This window comes from Marinomonas rhodophyticola (genome assembly GCF_026113935.1).
Classification (GTDB): domain Bacteria; phylum Pseudomonadota; class Gammaproteobacteria; order Pseudomonadales; family Marinomonadaceae; genus Marinomonas; species Marinomonas rhodophyticola.
The window spans coordinates 158,633-185,111 of the sequence record NZ_JAPEUL010000011.1 but is presented as its reverse complement, the minus strand read 5'-3'; the positions used below and the strand labels follow the sequence as shown (position 1 = coordinate 185,111).

Genomic DNA, 26,479 nt, shown 5'->3' with positions numbered 1-26,479 from the left:
AGGCCTATGGGCCTGTTTCACCAGCCAATCAAAAAAACATTCGCAGCATGATGCAATTGCGCGCCAGACCGTCGTACTAAGTAAAAGGATTCGCTAGCTTCGACCGTTTGTCCAAATGGTGCGACCAATTTACCTTCGCTCAGCATCTCTTGCACCATAGAAGAACGGCCTAAAGCCACACCTTGACCAAGTTCCGCCATGCGCAATGTCGACACTAACGTATCGAACTGCATCCCCATTGACGAGTCAACGTTATCCACGCCCATAATGTTCAGCCAGTAACCCCAACCTTCTTCGTAACCAATCACATGCAGTAGTGAATGATTCACCAAATCCGCGGGTTCTCGCAAAGGTAATCGTGCCATCAGTTCAGGGAACACACCGGTACAAGATTGTCCCAAGTAAGCCGTTGTGAGATCAACCCGGGCCATTCACCATGCCCCCAGCGAATTTCCATATCCTCTTCATCGTCTAAGGCTTGCACCCAAATATTGCTCACATAACGAATGCCATAGTGGGGATAAGCGACACTAAAACTGGCAAGTTTAGGCGCCAACCAGTGAGAGAAGAACGACAAACTGCCACAGACTTTGATGAGCTGCTTATCCTGTTGGGAAAATATTTCGTTCGTGCCAACCGCCAAACGAGAAATCGCGTCTTTTACTACCGGAAAGTAAGAGCGCCCTTCTTCCGTTAAACTCAAGCCACGCGGTAAACGCTTAAATAACGACACCCCCAAATGACTTTCCAGCAAACGAATTTGCTGACTCACTGCACCTTGGGTTAAGCATAGCTCTTCCGCTGCATGAGTGAAATTAAGACATCGCGCCGATACTTCAAAGGTATGTAGCCAATTTAATGGCGGAAGGGATTTCTTATTCATGATGAATACCCAATAAAGGAGAGAATCTTGGCCAATGATGGCGGCCAAGATGTGTCATCAAAACTAAAGAACCTGACCAAGGAAGCGCTGTAAACGCGGATTGTCAGAACTAAAGAAGCGCTCAGGGCTTTCTTCAAACACTAACTCACCTTCTTCCATGAACACTACGCGATCCGCTACTTCACGGGCAAAGCCCATTTCATGAGTGACCACCACCATGGTCATACCATCACGAGCGAGGCTTTTCATCACGTCCAGCACTTCCCCAACCATTTCAGGATCAAGCGCGCTGGTCGGTTCATCAAACAACATAATCTTCGGATGCATAGCCAAGGCTCTCGCTATGGCCACACGCTGTTGCTGACCACCAGACAAATGTGATGGGTAGTTATTCATGCGCTCCGCTAGGCCTACTTTTTTGAGTAGCTCACGGCCTTCTTGCTCCGCGACTGCGCGAGGCTTTTTCTTCACCTTGATGGGCGACAATGCCACGTTACCCAACGCTGTTTTATGTGGAAAAAGATTAAAGGACTGGAACACCATGCCCACTTCTTCGCGCACCTTATTAATGTTGGTTTTTCTGTCTGTCAGGCTCACTTCATCAATATGAATCGTGCCATCAGAAATGGTTTCCAACTGATTCAAAGTACGTAAAAACGTCGACTTACCTGAGCCACTAGGCCCAATAATCACGACCACTTCACCACGATTAATATCGAGAGAAACATTTTTTAAAGCATGACAGCCATTCGGGTAAATCTTTTCAATATTACGAGCTTGAATGATGCTCTTATCGGTCATATTAGTCACTGGCAGATAACCTCTTTTCAAGACGCTGAATGGCCCAAGACAAGGCACCGGTTAGCACTAAATACATCAGCGCCACGGCAAACCACACTTCAAATGGCGCAAACGTGGAACTCACCACTTCGCGACCAGCCTTGGTTAAATCAGTAATAGAAATAACCGATACCAGAGACGAGTCTTTGATCAGGTTAATAAATTGTCCAGCCATCGGCGGTAAAGTTCGTTTGAACGCCTGCGGTAATATCACATTGACCATAGCTTGAACGTAATTCATCCCTAGACTACGCGCCGCTTCCATTTGACCTGGGCTAATAGATTGAATACCAGAACGCACGATTTCGGCAATATAGGCGCCAGTAAATACAGATAAAGCCGCCACACCAGCGGTAAAACGGTCTAAATCCAATACCGTGCCGATAAAAAAATAGAAGATAAAAATCTGCACTAATAATGGCGTACCACGAATCAGTTCAATGTAAGTCACTGCCAAATAACGCAACGCGGGGTTGGACGAAATTCGAGCCAGTCCTGCAAATAGGCCAATCACCACGGCAAACACTAAAGAGACCACAGACAACTGTAATGTCATCACCAGCCCCCACGTGAGCGGGCCAATATTCCAGTTTTCTACTTCGGCAACTGGATCACCTTCAAACACCAAATCGCCATTACTAACCAGTAAGTTATCAAACTTTTTGATCACTAATGGATCATCACCATAATCAGAAGTAACAATCAACTTTCCCTTTTCAATCGTTGCAGAACCATCAAAAGGCGATCGAACCGTTGTCGCTTCGGTATTAATGATGTACTGTGGAATACGCTCCCAGCGCCAAGTGTAATCAATACTTTTGCTGCCAGCATAAATGCCAAAGCCTAATCCTATGATGATTAGAACAAAGACCGCTTTCCACAAAAGCAAATGAGATTGTTTTTCCATCAATGAGAAGTTCCCCGTCGTATTTTTTTAACTCAAAAAAACCTTTTCACAATGTCATGAGTGCAGTAGTGATGAAAGATTGTCTCAAGCAAGAATGCATAAAAAGTGGCGCAATATTGCGCCACTTTTTGTGTGTTTCTCATATTACTGAATAGTGCTCAACCAAGAATCACCTTCAAACCACTTCTGATAAATCTTGTCGTAAGTGCCATCGCCTTTGATCTGAGCAAGGTAATTATTCAAGAAATTCATAAAGTCTGGATCGCCCTTACGAATCGCAAAACCCAACGGTTCAAAAGTAAAGGATTCATCTAAATGCAATACCTTACCTTTACTTTGCGCCGCATAAATTGCGTTGTATGGCAAGTCATACACAAACGCATCGGCATTACCATTCACCACTTCTAAAGCGGCTTCAGATTCCGTTTCAAACAGATTCAACTTAGCTTTGCTCATGTATCTTTTTACGGCATAGTCCGAAGTAGCACCTAATTTTGTGGCAATAGTATATTTTGCGTCGTTAAGATCTCTGTAGCTGTTAACTTTTCCTTGCAACTTAGGACTCAACAAAATCGTTTGACCGACCACTATGTAAGGATCGGTAAAGTTCACTTTCAAGTTACGCTCTGGCGTAATCGTCATACCTGAAATAATGATATCGCACTTTGCCGTTAATAAAGCTGGAATAATGCCATCCCAAGCCGTGTTACGAATGTCAATTTTGACGCCCATAGCCTTTGCCATAGACTTAGCAATGTCCACATCAAAGCCAACAATATTGCCACTTTTATCTCGCATATCAAACGGCATGTAACCCGCTTCAGCACAAACTTGAAGCTCGCCACGGTTTAAAATTTCATTCAGGGTGGATTTTTCCCACAACGCATTATCCGACGCTGATGCCAATGTTGCGCTGCACAAAGCCATGGCAGCGATCACTAATTTTTTCATATTTTATGTCCCCAGTTTATGTAAAAACGAACCCTAAGTTATTTACGTATCTGATCTTAATGCCATTTCATAGCGGCGCATAATACAGGAGTTGCCACTAACAGTCCCTAGTGAAACACTAATGTACTCCCGTGTTTTTTCATTTTGTACAGCATGAAAGCGAGTCAGAGTTTTCAAGAGAAAGCCCCCTAACTCGTTTAAACGCTTGTTGTAGATCCGCGATCAAATCGTCAGTGTCTTCAATCCCCACAGATATCCGCACTAAACCTTCAGAAATGCCCAGCGCCAAACGCTCTTCTAAGGTATTTTCCACATGGCTGGTGGTTCTAGCAGGTCCATAAATGGTTTCGACCGCACCCAAGTTACCAGCGCAATGGGCATACTGTAATTGCGGCAATAAGATTTTCACCGTATCCATACCACCCACTAAAACAAAACTCACCATCGCACCAAAACCTCGCATCTGTTCGCAGGCAATAGCATGATTCACATGGTTTGGTAGTCCTGGGTAATTCACCGCTTCCACCAAGGGTTCCGTCAATAAATATTCCGCAATCGCTTGTGCGCTGTTTTGTTGCTGACGAATCCGCAACGCCAAGGTTTTCATGCCACGAATAATCAAATACGCCGAAAACGGATCGAGTGATGCGCCATTGATTTCTCGATAATGACGAACCTTTGCCATCAAATCCTCAGAGCCACACACCAAACCACCCATGGCATCGGCGTGCCCGCTCAAAAACTTGGTCGCACTGTGAATAACAATATCCACACCCAATGCCAAAGGACTTTGATTCAAGGGCGTCGCAAAAGTGTTATCCGCAATAACCAAGGCACCGACCTTTTTAGCCGCTACCACAAGGCGTTTTACATCGACAATTTTCAAGGTAGGATTGGTTGGGGTTTCTAAATATAAAACATCACAGCCTTTAGCAATTTCATCTTCGATTTGCTCATGACTGTGCGTTTCGCAAAGCGTCACGCTCACCCCCATACGTGGTAAAAACTCTTCAAAGACTTTATTGGTACCGCCATAACTGTCTTTCGTCGACACTACACGGCAGCCATTTGATAAAAAGGTATACAGTACACTGCTGATTGCCGCCATGCCCGTGCTGAATGCAACAGCGGAATCAGCGTTTTCTAAGCCACAAATTTTCGCTTCTAAGATTTCTACGGTAGGATTGCTCATACGGCTATAAATAAAACCAGGGGCCGCACCCAACGCAACATCGTACCATTCATCGATATCTTGGTAGCCATATGCTGCACTGGCGACAATCGGCGTTTGCGTGGCACGGTAAGGATGCTTTACCTGCTCGCCGCTCCATACAGACCGTGTGCCACTTCCCGCTTGATCAAGGGCAGACTTCGCCAATTTATTACTCATTATACATTTCTCACATTCAACGACTGAACAGCCAATAAAAATTCCATTGGCTTCCACTATAGCCAAACGAGATAAACGCGAGAAATCATCTTATCCAGCACTAAGGGTCGATTTTTTTAATGGATAAAACCATTGCATAATGACTTATACTATCTTTTCTTTCGTATCTATTTCCTGACGCCTAGGATCTTTAATGAAACCCGCTGATTCCCCTCAAAATACCGTCGATAAAAACATGCTCGGCGTCTTTCGTTATAGTCGTCGCGCCATCGATTTGGTGTGGAAAACCTCGCCTGCATTAACGATAGGCTTGGCATTGGCGACTCTGATTGCCGGTGTCACTCCGGCGGCCATGGCGTATGTTGGGCAATTGATCGTAGATGCCGTCGTGGCGGCTATGGAAAGCTACAAACAAGATCAAATACTGCATTATCAAACCGCGCTTAACTATGTGTTATTGGAAGGCATGTTGGTATTAGTCATTGCCGCCGCGCAACGCGCTTTAACCGCCCAACAAGCTATTTTGCAAGGTTTATTGGGACAAAAAGTAAACTTACTGATCTTAGAAAAAGCCCAAAGCTTAACCCTGTCCCATTTTGAAGATTCTGAATTTTACGACAAGCTGGTTCGCGCCCGTCGCGAGGCCTCCAGCCGCCCGCTTGCTCTGGTTAATAAAACGTTTGCCCTACTACAAAATGCCATCTCGTTATCCAGCTTTGCCGTCTTGCTATGGCACTTTTCACCGTGGGCATTGGCACTATTGGTCTGTGGCGCCTTGCCTTCTTTTATCGCTGAAGCCAAATTTTCTGGCGATGCCTTTTTGATGTTTCGTTGGCGCTCACCAGAGGTTCGCCAGCAAAACTATTTAGAAACGCTACTGGCGCGAGAAGACAACATTAAAGAAGTTCGTCTGTATCAATTGGGTGACCGCTTTTTACAGCGCTATACAGAAATATTCATCAAGCTATTCAAAGAAAGTAAGCGCCTCATTTTACGCCGTGAAAGTTGGGGCTTCGCCCTTGGCGTGATTAGCACCCTGGTGTTTTATGGGGCTTACGGTTGGATCGTCAGCGATACTATTATCGGTGCGATCACCTTGGGTCAAATGACCATGTATTTGCTGTTATTTAAGCAAGGACAAAGCTCGGTTTCCGCCTCACTTACCGCCATCAGCGGCATGTACGAAGATAACTTATATTTATCCAACCTCTACGAATACCTAGAGCAAGAAACACCACTTGCAACAACAGGGCAAGTAGTTGGACCCATACCAAACGATGGCATTCGTTTTGAAAACGTCTCTTTCCAATACCCAGGTAACGATAAACCGGCCCTTGCCAACATCAACCTCCACATTCGTCCTGGCCATAGCCTCGCGATTGTCGGTGAAAATGGCTCAGGTAAAACCACGCTCATCAAACTGCTGACTCGTCTTTATAACCCAACCCAAGGGCGAATCTTGCTAGACGGCTTGGACTTGCTGGAATGGGAAGAAAGCGCGCTGCTAAAACGTGTTGGCGTGATATTTCAAGACTTTGTGCGTTATCAATTTATTGTGGGTGAAAATATCGGCGCGGGCGATAACGACCGATTTAACGATCAAACCGGTTGGAAAAAGGCCGCTGAGCTTGGCAAGGCCACTGACTTTATTGATGAGCTAGAACAAGGCTACCAAACCCAACTGGGGCGCTGGTTCCGCGGCGGACAAGAATTGTCTGGAGGACAATGGCAAAAAATCGCCTTGGCGCGTGCTTTCATGCGTGAGGACGCCGATATACTAGTATTAGACGAGCCGACGGCGGCCATGGATGCCCAGGCCGAAGCCAATATATTCCAGCACTTTCAAGAACACACCAAGGACAAAATGGCGATTCTGATTTCTCACCGCTTTTCCACGGTACGTCTGGCTCACGAGATCATTGTCATGGAACATGGACAAATCAAAGAGCGCGGCACCCACGAATCACTGCTCGAACAACAAGGCCAATACGCGCATTTATTTACCTTACAAGCGCAAGGTTATAAATAACGCTTAACGCTTTTCTAAACTCATTGTCAGCACACTCAAAATAACAATGGCGCCACCTAGCAGTACCAAAGCAGAAGGCAACTCACCCAACATAAACGCCGCCATCAGCATGGCGGTCGGCGGAATCAAATACAGGACAATAGATACTTTACTGACTTCTGAGTGCGACAACACATAAGCCCAAGCCACATACGCTAAGGCGCTCGGAAAGACACCCAACATCAACACAGCAAAATTCACTTGAATACTCGAAGCCTGCATCGAGGTCAATAACCAGGAGAAAATACCAGCAAAACCGCCGTACCAGTCCACACTGTATAACACACCAAAGTTAAAGTACTGTAACGCTGCGAATGACGTTTTTGCAGAATAAAATACACACTCCAAGAACACGCTGCCACCAGAATCAACAAACCATTAAGACTGATATTACCAATGCCTTTGTCGCCAATCACTACCATCAGCGCGCCTGTCATGCCGCCGAATACACAGCACCAACGCCATGCATTAATCCGTTCCTTTAAAACACAACGCGAAATAATCACGGTAAAAATCGGCGTCGATTGCGCTAACACACTCGCCGCCCCCGCACTCACGCCTCGTTGTCCAAAATTTAACGCAATGTGATGCAAGGCCACGGCAAAAAAACCAAGCACAAAAAGCAAGGGAATATCCTTCACTTTCGGCACTTGCACACCCTGATACATCGCCACTATTCCCATAAAAATCGAGGCGATGATAAAGCGTAATAGCGCCAACTGACCAGGTGAATATGACGCTAGACCGAGATGAATACCAATCGGTGAATACGCCCAACACAGCACCACAAACATCGCCGCAATGGCCACCTTTCCTTTCACTTTTTTCATACATCACCCTATTTTGCGTTCACTCGCCATCAAAGAAGGGGTTAGTATTAAGAGAAAGGCTCGATACAACAATTAACGAATACTGAGATCAGTATTCACTTGGAATGAATGATGGAACTCGCTCAAATCCGAATGTTTAAAACCGTCGCCAATCTTGGCAGCGTGGCACAAGCGTCTGTAGCATTGCACTGTGTTCCCTCTAATGTGACCGCAAGAATTAAAGCACTCGAAACAGAGCTAAAGGTATCGCTGTTTTACCGACAAGGGCGCGGCCTACGCATTACGCCAGCAGGTGAAGTGTTTCTGTCTTATGCGGAAAAGATTTTGGCGCTAACAGAAGAAGCTAAACGAGCCGTTGATCCAACGTCTGAACCCTCTGGCCCACTGCGCATTGGTGCCATTGAGTCCTCGGCAACCAGTCGTTTACCACCGACGCTGACAAAGTTTCACGCGCAATACCCAAACGTTGAGCTGCAATTTAAAACAGGGACTTGGTCACAACTTGTAGACGACATACAGCATCACAGACTAGATGGTGCCATTGTCGCTGTTGATATTGATCGCCCCTTTTTAGACAGCACCACTTTCTTCAATGAAGCGCTAGTGCTCATTTCCTCCGCCTCTGCCGATTCAATCAAGTCCGCGAAGGATATAGAAGGAAAAACCATCTTCATGTGGCCAGAACCTTGTCCATATCGAGCTGCATTGGTAGCGTGGCTAAGCCAAAACAAGGTAAAAGCGCCCATCACCAGTATCGCCAGCTACGGCACCATTATTGGCTGTGTTAGCGCTGGAAGCGGCATATCACTGGTTCCAAAAGGCATCTACGAGCAATATCAATCGGGCATGGGATTAGTCGGATATGAGTTTGCAGAATTAGAAGCTATTGAAAATCGCTTTATTTGGCGCAATGATGGTGGCCATTTTCCCGCTTTAGACGCTTTCACCCAGATGATTAAACAAAACAATCATTGCGAATAATCATCAAAAACCATAGGAAAGACCGTTTTGAACAGACGTAATTTTATAAAATCCAGCCTTTTAGTCGCTATGACAAGTACACTACCTAGAGTCCTTCTTGCTGCTACACCGTCTGCGGGTTTCGACTATGAATTAATCGTTGCGCCAGCCGATGTGGACATTGTATCTGGCGGCAGCACGCCTGCACTTTGCTTTAATGGCGGTTATCCTGCGCCAGTGATTCGCGCTAAGCAACATCAGCCCGTTCGTATTCGGGTGATCAACAAGTTAAACGAACCCACCACGATTCATTGGCATGGTATGAGAATCCCGATTGCCATGGATGGTGTGCCGTTTTTAAGCCAACCACCAATTATGCCGGCGAAACCTTCGACTATGAGTTCACACCGCCCGACGCGGGTTCTTTCTGGTATCACCCGCACATGAACAGTGTCGAACAGCTTGGTAAAGGCTTGGTTGGCGCACTAATTGTTGATGAAGCGGAGAAGCCAGACTTTGATGAAGATCTGGTGCTTTGCATGAAAAACTGGCACATCAAAGACGATGGTTCATTTACCGCATTAACGACGCCACAAAATGCCTTTCGTATGGGCACACCTGGTCGAGTGATGACGATCAACGGTGAGATACACCCAACCTATAACGTGCCTGCTGGCGGAGCGATTCGAGTACGTTTCTTAAACGTCGATAACACCGTAATGTATCAAATAAACTCAACCGATCCTGCAGCACAAATCATTGCCATTGACGGTAATCCAATTGCTCAGCCAATTGCCTTAACTGAGCACTCAATAGGGCCAGGAATGCGCCTTGATCTTGGTGTAATCGCGCCTAACAAGGTCGGAGAAATGGTCACCTTTAAGCACAAGGGTAAACCCATGGTAACCATCAAAACCGTGGCGAGCCAGCTTAAAGACCGTAGCTTACCTAAGCTGCCACTCAACCCCATTCCTGCTCCAGATTTAGATAACGCGGAAACCATTAAATTTGCTTTCGAATGGAACGCAAACATAACGCCGATTGAGAAAGATGGCGAAGTCAGCTACAACTTTTGGACAATGAATCGTCGTTCGTGGGAAGGCATGTCAAAAGGCCACATTCCTGACCCTCTTGCCACACTAGAACGCGGGAAAACATATATTTTTGAGCTGTCTAATTTAACCCAGTATCATCATCCGATTCACATACATGGCCATACTTTCACAGTTTTAAAATCGAATAAAAAAGACATCACGCCGTTCCATACAGATACGGTTTTACTGGATCAAAACGAAACAGTGCTTGCTGCATTAGTGGCCGATAACCCAGGACGCTGGATGTATCACTGCCACATCATCGAGCACCTAAAAACAGGCTTTATGAGCTTTGTTGAAGTGACTTAAAGCGACAACATCTTCCTAAAACGCCAAAAAAAGACAATAAAAAACCTGATCAATTATAAACAAAAGTTAATCAGGTTTTTTGTTAGCTAGCACTCATGACTAAATAAAGTCATCACTACCAAAATCATCAAAACCACCCATGTCGTCAAATCCGCCTTGATCAAAAACACCAGAGTCAATGTCACTCTGATCCATATTAGCTTGATCAAAACCCGCCTGACCAAAACCACCTTGATCTGACTCTGTCGCTGCCCCAAGGTCAGGGCTAGCTGACGTTTCATTAATAACATTGGCCATGTCTGCTTCAGAATGATGGCTAAACATATTCATCAACATATTCCCCACCACCATGCCACCAGCCACACCAGCGGCGGTTTGCAACGCGCCACCTAAAAAGCGACTGCCACGACCACTACTTTGTGGCTGGTTATACGCTTGATTATTAGGCTGCTGGTTAGTCGTTCGCTGAAAGCCGTTACCGCTTCCCCAACCAGAACGAGATTGCGATTGCACCGAGCTTTGATAAGCCGATTGTTGAGTATTGCTTTGTGATGTTTTTTGATCTCCACCAAACAACCCGGATAAAAAGCCGCCAGAACTCGGCTTGGCAGAAGCATTGCGTTCTAACTCTTCTACCCGAGCATTTAGCTGCTTTAACGCGGCTTCTTGCATAATGATGGTTTGCGCCATGTAATACGGTGCGGCAGGATTTGCCACTAGGTGTTTATTAATCTGTGCTTCTGCTTCTTTGTCTCGCTCTCCGGTGTTTTTTTCTGCCGTCTCAATACGCTCAAACAAACTATCAATTAAACCACTTGCATCGTTATTCATGCCCTTGCCTCCACTACACAATAGTCAGCAGACATCTTAAAAAGTCAGCCTGCGATCCTCCAATAATAAGGTCACACAGTACGCGAACAAGTGATTAAAGAGTCAGGAAAAAGGAAACAAGATCTTGAAATGAGTTAAGATTTTTACTTAGTTGCGTTCAATAAACAATGCACTAGGCTGAAAACAAAAACGCCAGATCAAGATATGATCTGGCGTTTAATGTTTATGATCTAGTCGCAATGCTTATCGATCTTCGTCATGCTCTTTGTTTTCTAGGTCTTCATCTTCTTGCTCATTAGCATGATCACGTTTTGTACGTTGTGCTGGTACCGCTAGAATTTCAAGGTAAAACTCAGTCCACTCTTGGCTTTCAGCCAAGCTGATTTTTTCATTGATTTGCGCGACATGAATCTCTTCAGCCAAGGCTTCGGTTTGACCAAAGCGACAATCAAATCCCCAAAAGTCAGCGTATTCTGGCAATGTTTTATTGCGCTCTCTTTTTAGATATTTTTTGACTTCGTTTTTCGTTGCTTCAACTAAACGTGGGTACTTGATGGTGGGATGAGATAACTTAAAGGTCTTTTTCATTAGGATCCTAAAGGATTAAAGGTCAGGAGATGAGGCCATCATGCTCCCATTGCCGAGCATGATAGCGGATCCCGCACTTTGCAGCCATTAATAAGTCGTTAAAATGTCCAGACAACCATTTACTCCGCTACATAAGATCTCAACAAACGATGAATAAATGCCAACTTCTCACGCACCGCGGGCACCAACACAAAAGGATACAAATCCGGTTGCCCCATGCCACGATTAAGATTATTCACCGCAAAGGTTAACGGCACATATTGCGCTAAAATATCATCGAAGTTGTCATGTCGAAAAGGATCAATATTGACCATCACGGCAAGCGTTTGTCGATTCGAAGCAACGGGTTGCAGACTCAAACCAAGATCACTGGCCATTTCTAGGGTATCAACAATATGCAGGTAATGCGCCCAAGTTTCGGCCCAATCTTCCCAAGCATGTGAAGACGCATACACACTCACAAAAGATTGCTGCCAATCTGGATTTGGCGCATTGTAATGCGCCTCTAATGCATCGGCGTAACTTTCTCGATCATCACCAAAAAGCACCCTAAAATCGGCCAAACACTGTTCATCTTCTGCAATTAGCTGATCCCAATAATAATGCCCAATTTCATGACGAAAATGGCCAATAACGGTTCGATAGGATTCATTCATGTCTTCGCGCATTTGTTCACGATCAACTGAATTTCCCTCGGCCGCATTAATCGTGACTTGTCCAGAAGCATGCCCTGTCATCGCACTGGCATCTTCTGGGACTTGATTATTTTCGGAAATAAAATCAAATGACAGACCGTCTTCCGGCTCTGCTTTCTTGCTGATTAATGGCAAACCAAGACGCAATATAGAATACACCAACCGGTGCTTAGCAAATTCTAACTGCTGCCACGCCTGACGCTCTTCTATTTTACTTAAATTGGGAATATGGCGATTCAATTCACACGCAACACAAAACGTACTGCCGCCTTCTTCCACCATCCAATTACACACTTGATGTTGATGGTTTTCACAGTAGTACCAACGCTTTGCAGGAATGGATTTATCCGCCATCGCATACCAAGCATTATCAACTGTCTTTAACGCGCTAATCACCAATTGATCTGGCAAAAAACCTAATGATGACGAACATTGCTCGCAATGAGTGTTCTCAAATAACACCGTCTGTCCACATTGCTGGCAGCTGAAAATTTTCATAGTGCTCCTGCTATTAAAAGACTGTCTATAATTGCGCCCCGCTAGGATCATAGTTTACAGTACGGAAAAACGCCTACCTCTTTATTTGCGCGTATGGATGTTCTTTCCGTTAATCTAGCCATTGAGACAACACATTGCTGAAGAAAAATAACAAAAGCTTCACCACCATTTCAGATGTGGCAAAATACGCCAAAGTGGGTAAGACCAGTGTTTCACGTTACCTTAACGGGGAACAAGACAAATTATCAGAAGAGTTGCGAGAAAAAATCGCGCAAGCCATTGCTCATCTTGATTTTCGTCCTAACCATTCGGCTCGCATGCTCAGAGCTGGACACTCAAAACTCATCGGATTATTACTGGCGGATGTGACCAACCCTTATTCTATCGATGTGTTACAAGGAATAGAGCACGTTTGTCGCCGTGAAGGCTACATGCTGATGGTCTGCAATACAGATAACAAAAAAGACTTACAAGACAGTTATTTATCCTTGCTCGAAGCACACAGAGTCGATGGCATCATCGTCAACACGGCTGGCATGGCACAAAAACAAGTCAGCAACTTAAAGCGCATCTCTTGCCCTTTGGTGTTAGTCGATAGAATCAATACTTCTCTCGGCTTCGATACGGTCGGACTCGACAACGAAGCCGCCGCAAAAGAGGCTTGCGAGCACCTACAAGCCCAAGCTTATGACTCTATTTTAGTGGTTACCGAATCCATCGCCATTGATCCTCGCCAAGCAAGGGTCGACGCCATTCAAGCTTTCACCAAAGAAAACGACAACATAACCTGCGATGTCATTGAAATCGAAAAGATGAGCGTCAGCTTATTAGTCAAGGTCATTACAAACTTTATCGCCGCTCATCCAAATCGCAAAAAAGCCATCTTCACCACCAACGGTGTTGCCATGATGAGCACAGCGAAAGCCTTGAAACAGCTAGACATTCGCATCGGCACGCAAATTGGTTTAATCAGCATAGACGACCCAGAATGGGCACAACTATTCGAAGGCGGCATCACCGTCATGCGTCAACCCACACAACTCATAGGCCAAACCGCTTGCGAGCGATTGCTTGCTAGAGTTCAAGGCAACAACGAAGCCCCGCAGCACATAAAGCTCAAAGCCGAACTCGTTATTCGTCATTCCACCTAGTGCCTTTACAAAAAAACATTTAAATAAAAATTATATGATTAAAAAACAACCATATAATTTTTTAAAAGCGATTCACAAACTCTATTCATGGAATCGATTCCATGATATTTTCATCGAAGACTTATTTGACCTCCATAAACACAAACTCTTCAGGGGCAATCTAAATGCAACTCAATCAAACACCCTCTTTTGTCACGCTTGGCGAAGCCATGGCCATGTTTGTGGCGAAAACACCGGGACAACTTGCCGACATCGAAGAGTTTCATCGCTCTTTAGCTGGGGCGGAAGTCAATGTCGCTATTGGTATGGCACGTTTAGGTTTTGAAGCCAGCTACATTAGCAAGGTAGGCAAAGACAGTTTTGGTCAATTTATTCGCCAAGCGATCAGCAAAGAAAACATTCGTACGGATTGGATTTCTGAAAGTACCAGTCACCCTACTGGTTTTATGCTGAAATCCAATGTCACCGATGGCAGCGATCCTAAGGTCGAGTACTTCCGCAAAAATTCGGCTGCTTCCACGTTAAGCACGACAGACATTGACGAAAATTTATTCAAAACGGATACCCATTTGCATCTAACGGGCATCTCGATAGCAGTATCTAGCACAATGCGTGAAGCAACAAAGCACGCCTTAAACCTAGCCAAAGAACAAGGTTGTAGCGTGTCTTTTGATACCAATTTGCGCCCTACTTTGTGGCCAGATCAAGCGACCATGGTGGCAACCATTAATGAGTTTGCCTTTGCCAGTGACATCGTTCTACCAGGTATAGAAGAAGGCAAAATCCTCGCGGGTAGTGACCAACCTGAAGTGATTGCAGACTTTTATCTCCAGCATGGCGTCAAAACCGTTATCGTCAAGCTTGGTAGCAAAGGCGCATACTTTAAAACCAGTAAGGGAGAATCTGGCACCGTCGCTGGCTTTCCTGTAACAAAAGTGGTCGATACGGTGGGGGCTGGTGATAGCTTTGCCGTTGGCGTGATATCGGCGTTGCTTGAAGGGAAAACAATGGAGCAATCTGCTCGTCGCGGCAATCTGCTAGGCTCTTTAACGGTGCAAGTGCGTGGCGACAGCGAAGGCTTGCCAACTAGAGCCATACTTAACCAGTTAGAAAAGGAGTCATAAAATGAAGAAAAAAGTCATTTTATACCGAGACATTCCAGTAGAAGAGCGCCATCGACTCGAGGAACAATTTGATGTCACCTTCTTCAATGGCATCAATGAAGACAACAAAGAGGCCTTTAAAGCGGCCCTTGCCGACGCAGAAGGCTTAATAGGCACAAGCACGAAGATGAGTGCAGAACTATTGAACCTTGCTCCTAAGCTTAAAGCCGCATCAACGATTTCCGTTGGTACAGATCTATACGACTTGAATTACCTCACCGAGCGTGGCATTCCATTAATGCACACACCAGGGGTATTAGATGAAACCACAGCCGACACCATGTTCACACTTATCATGTGTGCAGCTCGCCGTGCTGTTGAGCTATCTAACATGGTACGTGAAGGTCGCTGGACCAGCAACATAGGTGAAGCCTTGTATGGCACAGACGTACACGGTAAAACCCTTGGCATTATTGGTATGGGTCGTATTGGATATGCCATCGCCAAACGAGGGTATTTTGGTTTTGATATGAAGATTCAATACAGCAACCGGAGTCGCAAACTGGACGCCGAACAAGACTTAAATGCTGCCTATATGGAGATGGAAGAACTGCTGAAAACATCCGACTTCGTCTGTGTGATGACGCCATTAACCGCCGAAACGGAACGATTAATCGGCGCAAAAGAATTTGCTATGATGAAGCCAAATTCCATTTTTATTAATGGCTCTCGCGGAAAAGTGATCGACGAAGCGGCTCTTATCAACGCCTTAAGCAATGGCACTATTCGCGCGGCGGGTTTAGACGTCTTTGAAGTCGAACCTTTATCTGGCGATTCACCGCTTTGTAAACTCGACAACGCAGTCTTATTCCCACATATCGGCTCAGCAACGGCAGAAACCCGTCTTGCTATGATTACTTGCGCGGTGAACAACCTGATCAATGCGCTTAATGGCGATATCTCGCAGAACTGCGCCAATCAGCATTTGTTGAACAGATAGCCTATTGGCTATCTGTCTAAATCTATTTCTAGGCGCTTACCCATGCCAATCACAGGCTCTACGCCATAACCTAAAGATTGATAAAACCGAATCACCGCTTCGTTAGAAGAACGAACTTGTAAATTGATTTTTGGGCAGCCCTTGGCTTTTATCAGAGCCTCCACAGCCTGCATTATCGCTTGACCAAAGTCCTTTCTTTGGTGCGACGGTTTTACCGCTAAATAATTAATCCAACCACGATGGCCTTCATAACCGCCCATCACAGTAGCAATGATTTCATCTCCTACATGACCCACCAAAAATAAATCAGGATCGACGTTAAGCTTCCTGTCGATGTCTTTGATCGGATCATTTTGCGGAACCACAAGGCCACAAGCATGCCACAAAGCAACCACTTGCTCCCTGTCATTATTATCGAACATTCGAATCTTCACGCTACATCTCGCCTACTTTGTAATGGGACTACGCCAATGTACTTCTAAATTTCACCATAAAAACGTTTTTTAGACTAAAAGGACGATTTCGCCTAAAAATTAAGTTTCCATTTCATCTCATTTGAACAGCAATAGTTTGATCCAAATCAGCACTATAAAAATACCTAATGCTATTCTCTTGCTTATCAAAACCACCTATGGAAACGACCAACGTCGAGAGGGAAAACATGTCCAATCTACCTGTCTTTAAGAACGAAAAAAACCACCTATACCTACCATTTATGAGCAATTTCTACAATGTGTTTGCTCAACCATTTGGCTGGGCATTGTTCCGTATTATTATTGGCGGCATGCTTGTTATTGAAGGCTGGCCAAAAATAGTCGCTCCCTTTGCTCAAGTCGGTTTTGTAGAAAACCTAGGCTTTTATCCTGGCTGGCTTTGGTCTCCCATGCTAGCTGGCATGCAGTTTTTTGGTGGTATGTTTATTGCGGCAGGTTTGCTAACGCGCCCCATCGCACTAGCCAATGCCGTCATGTTAGCCATCACCTTATGGTTCCATTTCGCTCATCCTTATGGTGATGCATTATTAACTCAAGCAGGCATAGAGGCACTGAACGCTGGCAGTGAATTTTTTACTGCTAATGGCGTCAAACGTTTAGCTGATGGCGGCGGTGCTTTTCTGACTTCGGTACAATTAAAAGCCGAACTGGCGTCTATTTTTTGGTCTGCTGGCGCGTTATTAATCGCCGCATTTGGTGGCGGTTATTTCTCGCTAGATCGCCTACTTAAAAAGCAATTCTAAAGCGGTACGAAAAAGTATAAAAAAGGAGCCTATTTCAACTTGGCTCCTTTTATGCTCAAACGATTTTTTCCCGCCACGAAATCAACATCATAAAACCGAACGAATTCGAGAAAAACGCGCAGCGTCAATGATAGACCACAGATGAAAAACCGCTCCGACCAGCCACATGAAAAACAGGATAACGGTCGCGCCCAAGGCATAATTCGCAGCGGTTGTTACAAAAAAGAACAACGCCATAAAGATTCGTCCTTGGACTAATTGACCTAATCCAGGAATAAAAACGCTACATAACGCAGCCAGTACATTGCCACCAGAACCTTGACCAGACATAAATGTTCCCATCGAAATGAAATAAAAGGGTTAAAAAGTTAAGAATAAGGACAAAACAGCGAAATGGAAAGCCTCTTCACTTAGGTGATTGGCTAAAAGTATTCTTTCTTATCCTGATACGCCTGTTTGATATGCTCAATCAATAAGCGAAGCTTTTCCGGCAGGTATTTGGTAAAGGGGTAAATGGCATAAACACCCAGTCGGCGTGGTTGATAATCCGTCAAGATAGCAACCAGCTTACCTTGCTGCAAATCTTCATACACACTGCAGCGCGGCACATACACAATTCCAAAACCTGCCAAGGCGGCCTTGCGTAATGCTTGGGCATTATTCGTGGCAAAGCTACCGCTAATTCGCACACTCTCTTCGATACCGTTTCGAGTAAAGCGCCAATCGAACGAGCCTTGGGCTTGGTAGGTATAAGCTAGACAGTTATGGTCTTTCAAAGCCTCTAAATCTCTGACTTCGCCATGACGCTCCACGTAACTGGGCGAGCAACAGACAATCCAGTTGGATTGGATTAACGGCTTGGCGATCAAACTAGAGTCTTCCAACTTGCCTGTACGAATCGCCAGATCCAATCCTTCGCCTACCAAATCCACAAAGTCATTTTCTAGGCGCATATCCACGCTGATATTGGGATATTTCTGACAAAACTCGGCAATGGCTTCGGCCAGTAATAACTCCCCCGAAATCGTCGGTACAGACATCTTTATGGTGCCTGTTAAACCTTGGCTAAACGCCGACACAGAGGCAATCGCATCGTTTACTTGGCCTTCTATATTCTTGGCGTGAACGTATAAACTCTCACCCGCTTCGGTCAGACTGAGTCGTCTTGTGGTGCGATGAATCAACTGCGCACCGAGATCTTGTTCCAGCTTACTAATGCGTTTGCTCAGCGCTGGCGTTGACAAGCCTGCTTGCTCTGCAGCTTTATTAAACGAACCCGCATCGGCGACATTCACAAAAAGCGTTAAGTCTGCAGCGTTCACAATCGTTTATCCCTTTTTCATTAAGATGTTTTAAGAAACAGTTTATTAGTTTATGTCGTATTTATCACAAATAAAACTAGGACTATAGTTAAGGAATAAAAGAAAAGGAGCAAAATCCATGCGTCTCAAAGATTGCCACAATTTCCAAGACTTTCGCACCCTAGCCAAAAAACGCCTACCAAGCCCCATTTTTAATTACATTGATGGCGGCGCAGACGATGAAACCACCTACCGCCGCAACACCGCCGCCTTTGAAAGCTGTGACCTAGTGCCAAGCGTACTCACTGGCGTAAAAGACGTGGATCTGTCCGTCACCGTCATGGGGCAAAAACTCGCACTGCCCATCTATTGTTCGCCCACCGCCTTACAACGCTTATTCCATCATGATGGTGAAAGAGCCGTCGCCAATGCCGCCGAAAAATACGGCACCATGTTTGGCGTATCGTCCCTTGGCACAGTGAGCATGGAAGAAATCGCCAAGCAAACCACCACCCCTCAGGTCTACCAGTTTTACTTTCATAAAGACCGCGAACTGAACCGTGCCATGATGCAACGCGCCAAAGATTCAGGCATACAAGTAATGATGCTCACCGTTGACTCCATTACTGGCGGCAACCGCGAACGCGACCTTCGCACAGGCTTCGCCATTCCTTTTAAATTAAATCTAAAAGGCATGCTGCAATTTATTCTGAAACCTATGTGGGGCATTAACTACGTGACTCACGAGAAATTTCGCTTACCGCAACTGGAAGAACACGTCGACATGGGACTCTGGTGCCACCTCAATTGGCGACTACTTTACCAACATGCTCGATCCATCAATGAACTGGGACGACGTGGCAGAGATGGTGAAATTCTGGGACGGACAGTTCTGCTTGAAAGGCATTATGAGTCGAGAAGACGCTCGTAAAGCAGTGGAAATTGGCTGCACGGGTATCATCATTTCCAACCACGGCGGTCGTCAGCTTGATGGTTCCCGCAGCTCCTTCGATCAGCTCGCAGAAATCGTCGATGAAGTGGGCGATGAAATCGACGTCATCTTCGACAGTGGCATACAGCGCGGCACCCACGTACTCAAAGCCCTATCCCTCGGCGCCAAAGCCGTCGGCATTGGCCGCATGTACTTATACCCACTTGCCGCCGCAGGACAACCTGGCGTCGAACGCGCCCTAGGCTTAATGAAAGCCGAACTCGAACGCGACATGAAACTCATGGGCAAAACCTCGATTGATCAACTAACGAGAGATAACTTACGGTTTCGGTCTTAGTCTTCGACTGTATTAGACTGCTAAATAAAAAGAGGGAAGAAATAGAGTCCCTCTTTTTACTGATTGTGTCGCCCCCTAGAAAAGATGTTCTTTTCCCTCTTGTGGTGTGGCGTATATAGTACTTCCAGCCGTAATAGAGAACTCCCCATCCGCACGGGCCACCAGCATTCCCAATGACTCAACGTGAATATGGACAATAGCATCAGCCCCTAGCTGCTCAATGTGTTTAACAACGCCTTTCCATTTCCCTTCTTTCGGCGATAGGGTCAAATGCTCAGGACGTATTCCGTAAAGATCAGCGTTATGTTCCTTGGCAATAGCCCCTTCAAACAAGTTCATTTTTGGACTACCAATGAAACCGGCTACAAAAGGCGTCTGGGGATGATGATATAGCTCCATAGGCGTGCCAACCTGCTCAATATGACCTGCATTGAGTACCACAATCTTGTCAGCCATTGTCATGGCTTCAATTTGATCGTGGGTAACATAGATCATGGTGGCATTCAAAGTGGCATGCAGCTCCGTCAATTCGATGCGCATTTTAGAACGTAACGCCGCATCCAGATTAGAAAGCGGTTCATCAAACAAAAACACTTCTGGCTCTCGTACGATGGCCCGACCAATCGCCACACGCTGACGCTGTCCACCAGACAGATCTTTGGGTTTGCGATCCAGAAGAGATTCAAGCTGCAACATTTTCGCAGCAGCATCCACTCTTTCTCTAATCTCGTTTTTAGGACGCTTAGCTAAACTCAGACCAAAGCCAATATTGTCTCTGACAGTCAAGTGCGGATACAGAGCATAACTTTGAAATACCATAGCAATGCCACGATCAATTGGATCGGACTTAGTAACATCTTTTCCCCCGATCTCAATTGTACCGCTGGTTGCGTCTTCCAAACCTGAGATAATACGTAACAAGGTGGATTTTCCGCAGCCGGAAGGTCCGACAAACACACAAAACTCGCCATCATTCACGTCTAAATCAATGCCTTTCAGAATTTTAACGCCATTAAATTCTTTGTGTATATTTTTTAATCTTACGGTAGCCATCGTTTTATCCTTTTACTGCGCCTGCGGTCATACCTTTTACAATTTGCTTATTAAAGAAAATAAACATAATAAGAGGCGGTATGGTGACGAGAAGAATGTTCATAAAAAGCAAATTCATCTGGGAAGAAAACTGACTTTGAAAGTTATACAGAGTCAATTGTACGGTCACGTTATCTTTGCCCGGCAAGTAATACAGTGGGTTGGTAAAGTCATTAAATATGGTCACAGATTGAACCAAGATAACCGTTACCGTTACTGGCTTTAACAGGGGCAATATAACTTTAAAAAACACCTGCCAAGGTTTAGCACCGTCAATGATGGCGGCTTCATCAAGATCTCTTGGAATACTGGCAATAAAAGAGCGAAACAGCAGTACCGAGAAAGAAAGACCGTAGGCCACCTGTATCAAAATCATACCGTGTAAGGTTTTAAATAAATGCAGTTCTTTAATCAGCCAAATCGTTGGTACAACGGCAGGCGGAATCATCAATCCGGCCAGTATCAAAGCGTAAATAAAACCATTCCATTTAGATGGTCTTCTTTGTATAACATAACCAATCATAGCCGCAGAAATAACTAACAATGAAATAGCACCAACGGTAATCACGGTTGAATTAAAATAGGCAAGCAGCAACATATAGTTTCTGGCTTGAATTACTGCCACTAAGTTATCCCAAAATAACCATTCAGAAGGCCATGATAGCCCTAGTTGAGAAGCCTCTGCCGCCGATTTTACCGCCGTGAGGCCAATAAAAATAAAAGGCGTAACAAAGATTAAAACGCCAATAACCAGAGCTATAACACCATTGATAATTTGCTGACGTTTCATAAGTCCACCTCTCTACGGTTGAACCAATACGTTAGAGGAATCACAATAAAAGCCACCAGCGCAAACAAAATAATGTTACCCGCTGTCGAAAGCCCATAGAAACCAGCCTGATACTGTTTATAGATAACCGATGCTAATACATCAGAAGAAAATCCAGGGCCGCCTTTTGTCATCGCCCAAATGATATCGAATGAACGTAAGCCACCAATCAAAGAAAGCGTTACCACTGTCACTGTAGCCGGACGAACCAGGGGAACCGTTATGCGGAAAAACATTTGCAACTTAGTAGCACCGTCAATGCGTGCAGCTTCATAATAATCAGAACTTATGGTCGCAAGACCTGCAATATAAATCAGTGTGGCCAGCCCAACCCCTTTCCAAATATCCACTAAGGCAACAGAGAAAAGCGCCAAATTAGGATCAATCAGCCAAGCAGGACCTTGAATACCAAAATAACTTAGCCCTATGTTTAACATCCCTCTTGCTGGGTGCATGATTTCCGCGAAGGCAATGCCGACACCTATGGTAGAGACCAAAACAGGGAAGAAAATCAAGGTTCTTAGAAAGCTTTGTCCCAGTAAGCCTGATGTCAATAAAACAGCCAGTAACAATCCCAAAACAGACTTGGCTATAGATGTAAGCACACCAAAAATCACCGTATTCACAACCCCAGTGATTAGAAAAGGCTCCCTCAAAAACTGATAATAATTTTCCAAACCAATAAAACGGGTTTCAAATAAATCCCAATGGGTCAAACTAAACCAAAAAGCGGCAACCGTTGGCACTAGAAATAGCACCAGATACACCAGCCCTCCCGGTAAAATAAACCAATATGGGTAAGATCGACTACTTTTCATAAATCCTCCAATCACCTCCTTATTAGTCGCCTTTTTACAGCGCTAACAAGGAGATAAAGCCCTTACCAATTTGGTAGATTCAGCTGTCTGGCCTGCTTCGCAACATCTTGGTCATAAAGCTCAGCCGCTGATTGTGCATTTCTAATACCCGATCCCACCTCAACGGTAAGTTGTTCAAGCATTGGACCTTTTATTGGCGAAAGGAACTCTAAAGCGGGAGCTGTGCGGCCTTCTTCTTGAAAATAAGGCAACATGTCTTTCACCGCAGGGTAAACATTATCCGGTAGAGTACAGCCTTTTATTAGATAAGGGCCATTGGCACCAATGGCTTTAGTAATGGCATCACAAGCGTCGACTGTTGCGATGTAGTTTAGGAAAGCTTTAGCCTCTTCTTTTTGATCACTTTCTTTTGGAATGTAATAACCGGCCGGCATCCAAACCGTTAAGCCATTTTTATCCGCGTCATCTCCAGGTTGAGCGAAGAACCCAACATCCTCAATATAATCTGGCGTATTCAGCTTAATAGAGGGAATAGCAAACGTCAGCATAGGGTAGTGAGCCGCTTTACCAGTGGCAACCATGTTTAAGCCATCGTTATAAGTCGCTGCCCCATAATAATCATTAAAATAGCCAGCCTCAGACACCTGCTGAAGCTTTTCAAAGCCTCTCAATGCCGCAGGCGTAGTAGCAAAATTAGCCTTGTTATTCGTATAGTCTGTCGCAAAATTTGGTTTTTCTGCTTGCACATTAAAAAAATCAGAAAGGACAAGTAATTGTGAGGTCCATGTATCTCTATAGGTTTGCGCAATGGGCGCAGATTTTGATTTTTCGGCGATAATCGCGCAGTTTTCCATAAACTCTTGCCACGTTTTTGGCACCTTAAGTCCTAACTCTTCATAAACACGCTTGTTATAAAATATACCTCCTCCCATCGCAGTTTGTATCGGCACAGCATAAACATTTCCCTTGTCGTCACTCACCGTACTGGTGAAACTCGACAAAATATTGGAGAAATTAGCCAGATCATTAATAGGCTCAAGTGTTCTTGAGGGCCGCAAAGCTTGCAATAACGACCCTGAGTTATAGAGAAAAACATCCGCCATTTCACCTGTTGCAAGGCGCGTTTTGACAATATTATCCCCTTCACCTCCTCCAGGTCTTAACTCGATCTCAAACGTTATATCAGGGTTAAGTTTGCTGTAAGCAGATGTCAGGGCTTGCGTTAAAGCCACAGTATCTGGGCTGTTATCGACAAGTATGCTTAACTCAGTCGCATTTGATACGGACGCACCCAATACAACGAAAGTTGAGATAATCAGTTTGTTCGCTCTGTTTTTCATATTACACCCCTTTTTTAAATTTATTGTTGGGTAAAAAATACTATTATGGACCAAAGGTTAAAGACTAAAGACAAGCTCATTCTTCCCAGTCAAACGCATTCTGTTACTGGATAAATTACCGACCGATTGACCATTTACTTGCGCCACTTTTTTATGTTCATCAAGAAGCAAAATCCCCGTGCAGCCATCCGGTAAAGACAGTGCATAACTGGCTTTATTTCCCTCCAATTTCCACCTAACCTCTATCCGACCTAAACGGCAATCATGCCACATAGACACCTGGCCTAAGGCGGGTAAAAAAGTGGGATCGATCGATACTTCTTGATAACCTGGCGCATGTGCAACAGGACTTACGCCTGCAACGGACTCGAACAACCACTGACAAACCGCACCATATGCATAATGGTTATAGCTGTTCATATCTGGATCATAAATAGTGCCGTCTTCGCCAATCGCATCCCAGCGCTCCCAAATGGTCGTTGCGCCACGCTCAACTTGATATAACCATCCAGGCACCTTGTTGTTTAAAAACACCTTTTCAGCCAAATCCGTCATACCAAGCTTGCTTAACGCTGGTAACAAGGCAGGCGTACCAATGAAGCCTGTACCTATAAGATAATCAGCGTCTACGATCACATCGTGAAAATATTGTTTGGCTGACCGGTAATATTGTTCTGGTACCAGATCGTACAAAAATGCCAGTGCGTAGGAAGTTTGATCATTGTGTGCAAGACGACCTGTGTTGCTAAAATATTCCTCAACGAAAGCTGTTTTTATTTGTGCAGCACGTTGTTCTAGTGCAGTAGAAGCATCCGTCTGAGCAAGAAGGTTCGCCACTTTTGCCGCTATATCTGTGGAGATATAGTGATAAAGAGTCGCCGCACAATCATCCGCAATAGTGGGTCGAGGTTTACGATTATCGCCAACAGGCTGTAACCAATCACCAAAGGTAAAGCCATGAGCGCCCCATTTTAAGTTCGGCTTTATGATCGGGCCGTCAGAAATAGACCAAAGGTAATCCACCCAACGTTGCATGGCAGGAAAACATTCTTTAAGCACATCCACGTTGCCATAATGCAAATACATCTGCCAAGGCATGACCGTAATCACATCCCCCCAGCCTGTAGACCCCGCCCAATCACCGAAAAACTTATCAGGATAGAGTCGAGTCGGATCGGGAGAGAAATGCGAGATGGCACCATTAGGACGTTGGTCGTGTATCACATCACGTAAATACTTAATAAAAAAGGACTCACAGTCGGCCAACCAACAAGCAGTCCCTGCGAACACTTGCGCATCCCCCGTCCAACCTAAACGCTCATCGCGTTGCGGACAATCGGTTGGTATTTCAATAAAGTTGGAACGTTGTGACCACAGTGTGTTTTGCACAAGTCGATTAACAGCGGGGACATCACACTCAAATCCAGCCATGACTTGCGGAACCGAGGTTAAAGGAATCTGTTGAATGGCATGCAATTTAGCATCGCCTGTTATTTTCACTCTTGCATAGCGAAATCCCATAAATGTAAAACGAGGTTCATACGATTCAATGCCATTTCCACTTAATGTATATTGATTTGCCACACGCGCTGCACGGTAATTTCGACGATCAAAACGTCCCTCAGCGTCTAATACTTCCGCAAAATCAATATACAGATTTGCTCCCTTTTCCCCTTCTACCTTCAAGCGGATAACCCCACTACAATTCTGCCCAAAATCTACAATCAGATTATCGTTTTCTTGCCAGGTTTTCAGGGGGTTTACCGCAGATAATGCTTTCACCCCATTGGTTTCATGCTTAACCAACAAAGCTTTATCAAACTCGATTTCTTTCACGCCATGAGACGCTACAAGCGTATCTTCACGAGCATCATAGTCTTCGCCAAAGTAGATACCAGATTGCAAAACTGGGGTAACACCGGAACGCCAACTTTTATCGGTCTTACACACTATGTCATCGTCTGCTTCAAGCTGTGTAATTACGCCAAGCGTGTCACCCCAGCAATTTAAGATTTTGCAGTCTTCCCACATTATCTGTGATCGATACCAGCCATCCGCGAGCCAGATTTCGATTTTATTAATACCAGGTTGTAGGTATTCCTTTACTTCATAGGTTTGAAAAGAAAGACGGTCGTCATAACACGTCAGGCCTGGCGTGAGATAATCATCTCCCACTTTACGACCATTCAAGAATACTTGGTACAGCCCTAGCGCTGAGATACTTAACTGCACAGCGCTTTTGATTGTAGGCAATACAAACTCGGAACAAACAAAACTCGAACGAGAACCAACACCGCCATCACACAATGGCGAAATCATATCGGCTTCCCAAGTGACCGCTAAACTATGGGATAAAACTTTATTACGCATATTAAGTAGTCCTTTCTGCTTATTTTTATAATGACTTGTAAAAGTGTAGAACGTTATACAAATAATAAGTAGAAACAAAACTTCATTTCAAGTACTTTCTATAAA

The 26,479-nt window shown here is 44.9% G+C and carries 27 protein-coding genes and 2 pseudogenes; 10 read left to right on the top strand and 19 right to left on the bottom strand.

From position 1 onward, the window contains the following. Window positions 1–17: 17 nt before the first annotated feature. The 6 genes from ONZ52_RS20465 to ONZ52_RS20440 form a co-directional block, all read right to left on the bottom strand. Window positions 18–365 (bottom strand): LysR substrate-binding domain-containing protein, encoded by a 348-nt coding sequence (locus tag ONZ52_RS20465; protein ID WP_265220504.1) that lies wholly within the window; start codon window positions 363–365, stop codon window positions 18–20. Beyond that, on the bottom strand, window positions 365–883 hold the full coding sequence (locus ONZ52_RS24910; RefSeq protein WP_321160390.1) for a LysR family transcriptional regulator: 519 nt from the start codon (window positions 881–883) through the stop codon (window positions 365–367). The genes ONZ52_RS20465 and ONZ52_RS24910 overlap by 1 nt, the downstream gene beginning before the upstream one ends. Before the next feature lie 63 nt (window positions 884–946). Continuing rightward, window positions 947–1,684, bottom strand: coding sequence for an amino acid ABC transporter ATP-binding protein (locus ONZ52_RS20455; RefSeq protein ID WP_265220741.1), 738 nt, complete (start codon window positions 1,682–1,684; stop codon window positions 947–949). A gap of 1 nt (window position 1,685) precedes the next feature. Further along, on the bottom strand, window positions 1,686–2,630 hold the full coding sequence (locus ONZ52_RS20450; protein ID WP_265220503.1) for an amino acid ABC transporter permease: 945 nt from the start codon (window positions 2,628–2,630) through the stop codon (window positions 1,686–1,688). A 144-nt stretch (window positions 2,631–2,774) separates the two neighbouring features. Then, complete coding sequence (locus ONZ52_RS20445; RefSeq protein ID WP_265220502.1) at window positions 2,775–3,581, bottom strand: transporter substrate-binding domain-containing protein; 807 nt, start codon at window positions 3,579–3,581, stop codon at window positions 2,775–2,777. A 139-nt stretch (window positions 3,582–3,720) separates the two neighbouring features. Further along, complete coding sequence (locus ONZ52_RS20440; protein ID WP_265220501.1) at window positions 3,721–4,971, bottom strand: cystathionine gamma-synthase family protein; 1,251 nt, start codon at window positions 4,969–4,971, stop codon at window positions 3,721–3,723. 193 nt (window positions 4,972–5,164) lie between these two features. On the opposite strand from ONZ52_RS20440, the gene ONZ52_RS20435 reads away from it, so the two are divergent. Continuing rightward, the gene (locus ONZ52_RS20435) at window positions 5,165–7,000 is read left to right on the top strand and encodes an ABC transporter ATP-binding protein (protein WP_265220500.1); all 1,836 of its coding nucleotides are present in this window, start codon (window positions 5,165–5,167) and stop codon (window positions 6,998–7,000) included. A gap of 3 nt (window positions 7,001–7,003) precedes the next feature. Here the strand turns inward: ONZ52_RS20435 and ONZ52_RS20430 are convergent, their stop codons facing one another. Further along, window positions 7,004–7,393: an EamA family transporter gene (locus tag ONZ52_RS20430; protein WP_473482356.1), complete on the bottom strand. Its 390-nt coding sequence runs from the start codon at window positions 7,391–7,393 to the stop codon at window positions 7,004–7,006. A 71-nt stretch (window positions 7,394–7,464) separates the two neighbouring features. After that, window positions 7,465–7,833: pseudogene (locus tag ONZ52_RS25625) on the bottom strand (DMT family transporter); the annotation flags it as partial. A gap of 144 nt (window positions 7,834–7,977) precedes the next feature. Between ONZ52_RS25625 and ONZ52_RS20420 the strand changes: the two are divergent. From ONZ52_RS20420 to ONZ52_RS20410, 3 genes and pseudogenes are all read left to right on the top strand, one after another. Further along, entirely contained in the window at window positions 7,978–8,850 is an 873-nt protein-coding gene (locus ONZ52_RS20420) for a LysR family transcriptional regulator (protein ID WP_265220497.1), read from the top strand. Window positions 8,851–8,919: 69 nt separating this feature from the next. Then, window positions 8,920–9,272, top strand: a pseudogene (locus tag ONZ52_RS20415) (multicopper oxidase domain-containing protein); the annotation flags it as partial. Further along, the gene (locus tag ONZ52_RS20410; protein WP_265220495.1) at window positions 9,273–10,232 is read left to right on the top strand and encodes a multicopper oxidase family protein; all 960 of its coding nucleotides are present in this window, start codon (window positions 9,273–9,275) and stop codon (window positions 10,230–10,232) included. A gap of 99 nt (window positions 10,233–10,331) precedes the next feature. On the opposite strand, the gene ONZ52_RS20405 is transcribed toward ONZ52_RS20410, so the two are convergent. The 3 genes from ONZ52_RS20405 to ONZ52_RS20395 all read right to left on the bottom strand — a co-directional run bounded on the left by ONZ52_RS20405 (window position 10,332) and on the right by ONZ52_RS20395 (window position 12,844). Beyond that, window positions 10,332–11,063 carry a DUF2076 domain-containing protein gene (locus ONZ52_RS20405; RefSeq protein ID WP_265220494.1) on the bottom strand — a complete coding sequence of 244 codons (732 nt, stop codon included), beginning with the start codon at window positions 11,061–11,063 and terminating at the stop codon, window positions 10,332–10,334. Between the two features lie 243 nt (window positions 11,064–11,306). Further along, on the bottom strand, window positions 11,307–11,651 hold the full coding sequence (locus ONZ52_RS20400; RefSeq protein ID WP_265220493.1) for a DUF6172 family protein: 345 nt from the start codon (window positions 11,649–11,651) through the stop codon (window positions 11,307–11,309). A gap of 119 nt (window positions 11,652–11,770) precedes the next feature. After that, window positions 11,771–12,844, bottom strand: coding sequence for a zinc-binding metallopeptidase family protein (locus tag ONZ52_RS20395; protein WP_265220492.1), 1,074 nt, complete (start codon window positions 12,842–12,844; stop codon window positions 11,771–11,773). Between the two features lie 134 nt (window positions 12,845–12,978). Here ONZ52_RS20395 and ONZ52_RS20390 point away from each other — a divergent pair, with 134 nt between their 5' ends. The 3 genes from ONZ52_RS20390 (at window position 12,979) to ONZ52_RS20380 (ending at window position 16,098) form a co-directional block, all read left to right on the top strand. After that, a complete protein-coding gene (locus ONZ52_RS20390; protein ID WP_265220491.1) occupies window positions 12,979–13,995 on the top strand; it encodes a LacI family DNA-binding transcriptional regulator in 1,017 nt (338 codons plus the stop codon). Window positions 13,996–14,159: 164 nt separating this feature from the next. Beyond that, a complete protein-coding gene (locus ONZ52_RS20385) occupies window positions 14,160–15,119 on the top strand; it encodes a sugar kinase (RefSeq protein WP_265220490.1) in 960 nt (319 codons plus the stop codon). Window position 15,120: 1 nt separating this feature from the next. Further along, complete coding sequence (locus ONZ52_RS20380) at window positions 15,121–16,098, top strand: 2-hydroxyacid dehydrogenase (RefSeq protein ID WP_265220489.1); 978 nt, start codon at window positions 15,121–15,123, stop codon at window positions 16,096–16,098. Between the two features lie 8 nt (window positions 16,099–16,106). Here ONZ52_RS20380 and ONZ52_RS20375 read toward each other — a convergent pair whose 3' ends face one another. Next, entirely contained in the window at window positions 16,107–16,532 is a 426-nt protein-coding gene (locus tag ONZ52_RS20375) for a GNAT family acetyltransferase (RefSeq protein ID WP_265220488.1), read from the bottom strand. Window positions 16,533–16,813: 281 nt separating this feature from the next. On the opposite strand from ONZ52_RS20375, the gene ONZ52_RS20370 reads away from it, so the two are divergent. Further along, window positions 16,814–17,335, top strand: a complete 522-nt coding sequence (locus tag ONZ52_RS20370) for a DoxX family protein (protein ID WP_265220487.1) — start codon at window positions 16,814–16,816, stop codon at window positions 17,333–17,335. Window positions 17,336–17,422: 87 nt separating this feature from the next. On the opposite strand, the gene ONZ52_RS20365 is transcribed toward ONZ52_RS20370, so the two are convergent. Both ONZ52_RS20365 and ONZ52_RS20360 read right to left on the bottom strand, forming a co-directional pair. Then, the gene (locus ONZ52_RS20365) at window positions 17,423–17,665 is read right to left on the bottom strand and encodes a hypothetical protein (RefSeq protein ID WP_265220486.1); all 243 of its coding nucleotides are present in this window, start codon (window positions 17,663–17,665) and stop codon (window positions 17,423–17,425) included. A 92-nt stretch (window positions 17,666–17,757) separates the two neighbouring features. Beyond that, the gene (locus ONZ52_RS20360) at window positions 17,758–18,657 is read right to left on the bottom strand and encodes a LysR family transcriptional regulator (protein ID WP_265220485.1); all 900 of its coding nucleotides are present in this window, start codon (window positions 18,655–18,657) and stop codon (window positions 17,758–17,760) included. Between the two features lie 118 nt (window positions 18,658–18,775). Here ONZ52_RS20360 and ONZ52_RS20355 point away from each other — a divergent pair, with 118 nt between their 5' ends. Further along, complete coding sequence (locus ONZ52_RS20355) at window positions 18,776–19,567, top strand: alpha-hydroxy acid oxidase (RefSeq protein ID WP_265220484.1); 792 nt, start codon at window positions 18,776–18,778, stop codon at window positions 19,565–19,567. Then, a complete protein-coding gene (locus ONZ52_RS20350) occupies window positions 19,545–19,925 on the top strand; it encodes an alpha-hydroxy acid oxidase (protein WP_428981191.1) in 381 nt (126 codons plus the stop codon). Before ONZ52_RS20355 ends, ONZ52_RS20350 begins: the two co-directional genes overlap by 23 nt. 75 nt (window positions 19,926–20,000) lie before the next feature. Here ONZ52_RS20350 and ONZ52_RS20345 read toward each other — a convergent pair whose 3' ends face one another. The 5 genes from ONZ52_RS20345 to ONZ52_RS20325 form a co-directional block, all read right to left on the bottom strand. Next, a complete protein-coding gene (locus tag ONZ52_RS20345) occupies window positions 20,001–20,978 on the bottom strand; it encodes an ABC transporter ATP-binding protein (protein WP_265220482.1) in 978 nt (325 codons plus the stop codon). A 4-nt stretch (window positions 20,979–20,982) separates the two neighbouring features. Continuing rightward, window positions 20,983–21,807 carry a carbohydrate ABC transporter permease gene (locus tag ONZ52_RS20340; RefSeq protein WP_265220481.1) on the bottom strand — a complete coding sequence of 275 codons (825 nt, stop codon included), beginning with the start codon at window positions 21,805–21,807 and terminating at the stop codon, window positions 20,983–20,985. After that, a complete protein-coding gene (locus ONZ52_RS20335; RefSeq protein WP_111608417.1) occupies window positions 21,804–22,664 on the bottom strand; it encodes a carbohydrate ABC transporter permease in 861 nt (286 codons plus the stop codon). The genes ONZ52_RS20340 and ONZ52_RS20335 overlap by 4 nt, the downstream gene beginning before the upstream one ends. Window positions 22,665–22,726: 62 nt before the next feature. Beyond that, window positions 22,727–24,004 carry an ABC transporter substrate-binding protein gene (locus ONZ52_RS20330; RefSeq protein WP_265220480.1) on the bottom strand — a complete coding sequence of 426 codons (1,278 nt, stop codon included), beginning with the start codon at window positions 24,002–24,004 and terminating at the stop codon, window positions 22,727–22,729. A gap of 57 nt (window positions 24,005–24,061) precedes the next feature. Further along, window positions 24,062–26,374, bottom strand: a complete 2,313-nt coding sequence (locus ONZ52_RS20325; protein ID WP_265220479.1) for an alpha-L-rhamnosidase — start codon at window positions 26,372–26,374, stop codon at window positions 24,062–24,064. Window positions 26,375–26,479: the final 105 nt, after the last annotated feature.

Bases quoted from the DNA above. Each gene is read 5' to 3' on its own strand.
- ONZ52_RS20370 (WP_265220487.1), top strand. From the start codon at position 16,814: ATGAGCAATTTCTACAATGTGTTTGCTCAACCATTTGGCTGGGCATTG.
- ONZ52_RS20440 (WP_265220501.1), bottom strand. From the start codon at position 4,971: ATGAGTAATAAATTGGCGAAGTCTGCCCTTGATCAAGCGGGAAGTGGC.
- ONZ52_RS20350 (WP_428981191.1), top strand. From the start codon at position 19,545: ATGAGTCGAGAAGACGCTCGTAAAGCAGTGGAAATTGGCTGCACGGGT.
- ONZ52_RS20355 (WP_265220484.1), top strand. From the start codon at position 18,776: ATGCGTCTCAAAGATTGCCACAATTTCCAAGACTTTCGCACCCTAGCC.
- ONZ52_RS20450 (WP_265220503.1), bottom strand. From the start codon at position 2,630: ATGGAAAAACAATCTCATTTGCTTTTGTGGAAAGCGGTCTTTGTTCTA.
- ONZ52_RS20340 (WP_265220481.1), bottom strand. From the start codon at position 21,807: ATGAAACGTCAGCAAATTATCAATGGTGTTATAGCTCTGGTTATTGGC.
- ONZ52_RS20455 (WP_265220741.1), bottom strand. From the start codon at position 1,684: ATGACCGATAAGAGCATCATTCAAGCTCGTAATATTGAAAAGATTTAC.
- ONZ52_RS20445 (WP_265220502.1), bottom strand. From the start codon at position 3,581: ATGAAAAAATTAGTGATCGCTGCCATGGCTTTGTGCAGCGCAACATTG.
- ONZ52_RS20465 (WP_265220504.1), bottom strand. From the start codon at position 365: ATGGCACGATTACCTTTGCGAGAACCCGCGGATTTGGTGAATCATTCA.
- ONZ52_RS20395 (WP_265220492.1), bottom strand. From the start codon at position 12,844: ATGAAAATTTTCAGCTGCCAGCAATGTGGACAGACGGTGTTATTTGAG.
- ONZ52_RS20335 (WP_111608417.1), bottom strand. From the start codon at position 22,664: ATGAAAAGTAGTCGATCTTACCCATATTGGTTTATTTTACCGGGAGGG.
- ONZ52_RS20365 (WP_265220486.1), bottom strand. From the start codon at position 17,665: ATGTCTGGTCAAGGTTCTGGTGGCAATGTACTGGCTGCGTTATGTAGC.
- ONZ52_RS20325 (WP_265220479.1), bottom strand. From the start codon at position 26,374: ATGCGTAATAAAGTTTTATCCCATAGTTTAGCGGTCACTTGGGAAGCC.
- ONZ52_RS20330 (WP_265220480.1), bottom strand. From the start codon at position 24,004: ATGAAAAACAGAGCGAACAAACTGATTATCTCAACTTTCGTTGTATTG.
- ONZ52_RS20400 (WP_265220493.1), bottom strand. From the start codon at position 11,651: ATGAAAAAGACCTTTAAGTTATCTCATCCCACCATCAAGTACCCACGT.
- ONZ52_RS20420 (WP_265220497.1), top strand. From the start codon at position 7,978: ATGATGGAACTCGCTCAAATCCGAATGTTTAAAACCGTCGCCAATCTT.
- ONZ52_RS20385 (WP_265220490.1), top strand. From the start codon at position 14,160: ATGCAACTCAATCAAACACCCTCTTTTGTCACGCTTGGCGAAGCCATG.
- ONZ52_RS24910 (WP_321160390.1), bottom strand. From the start codon at position 883: ATGAATAAGAAATCCCTTCCGCCATTAAATTGGCTACATACCTTTGAA.
- ONZ52_RS20380 (WP_265220489.1), top strand. From the start codon at position 15,121: ATGAAGAAAAAAGTCATTTTATACCGAGACATTCCAGTAGAAGAGCGC.
- ONZ52_RS20405 (WP_265220494.1), bottom strand. From the start codon at position 11,063: ATGAATAACGATGCAAGTGGTTTAATTGATAGTTTGTTTGAGCGTATT.
- ONZ52_RS20435 (WP_265220500.1), top strand. From the start codon at position 5,165: ATGAAACCCGCTGATTCCCCTCAAAATACCGTCGATAAAAACATGCTC.
- ONZ52_RS20410 (WP_265220495.1), top strand. From the start codon at position 9,273: ATGAACAGTGTCGAACAGCTTGGTAAAGGCTTGGTTGGCGCACTAATT.
- ONZ52_RS20345 (WP_265220482.1), bottom strand. From the start codon at position 20,978: ATGGCTACCGTAAGATTAAAAAATATACACAAAGAATTTAATGGCGTT.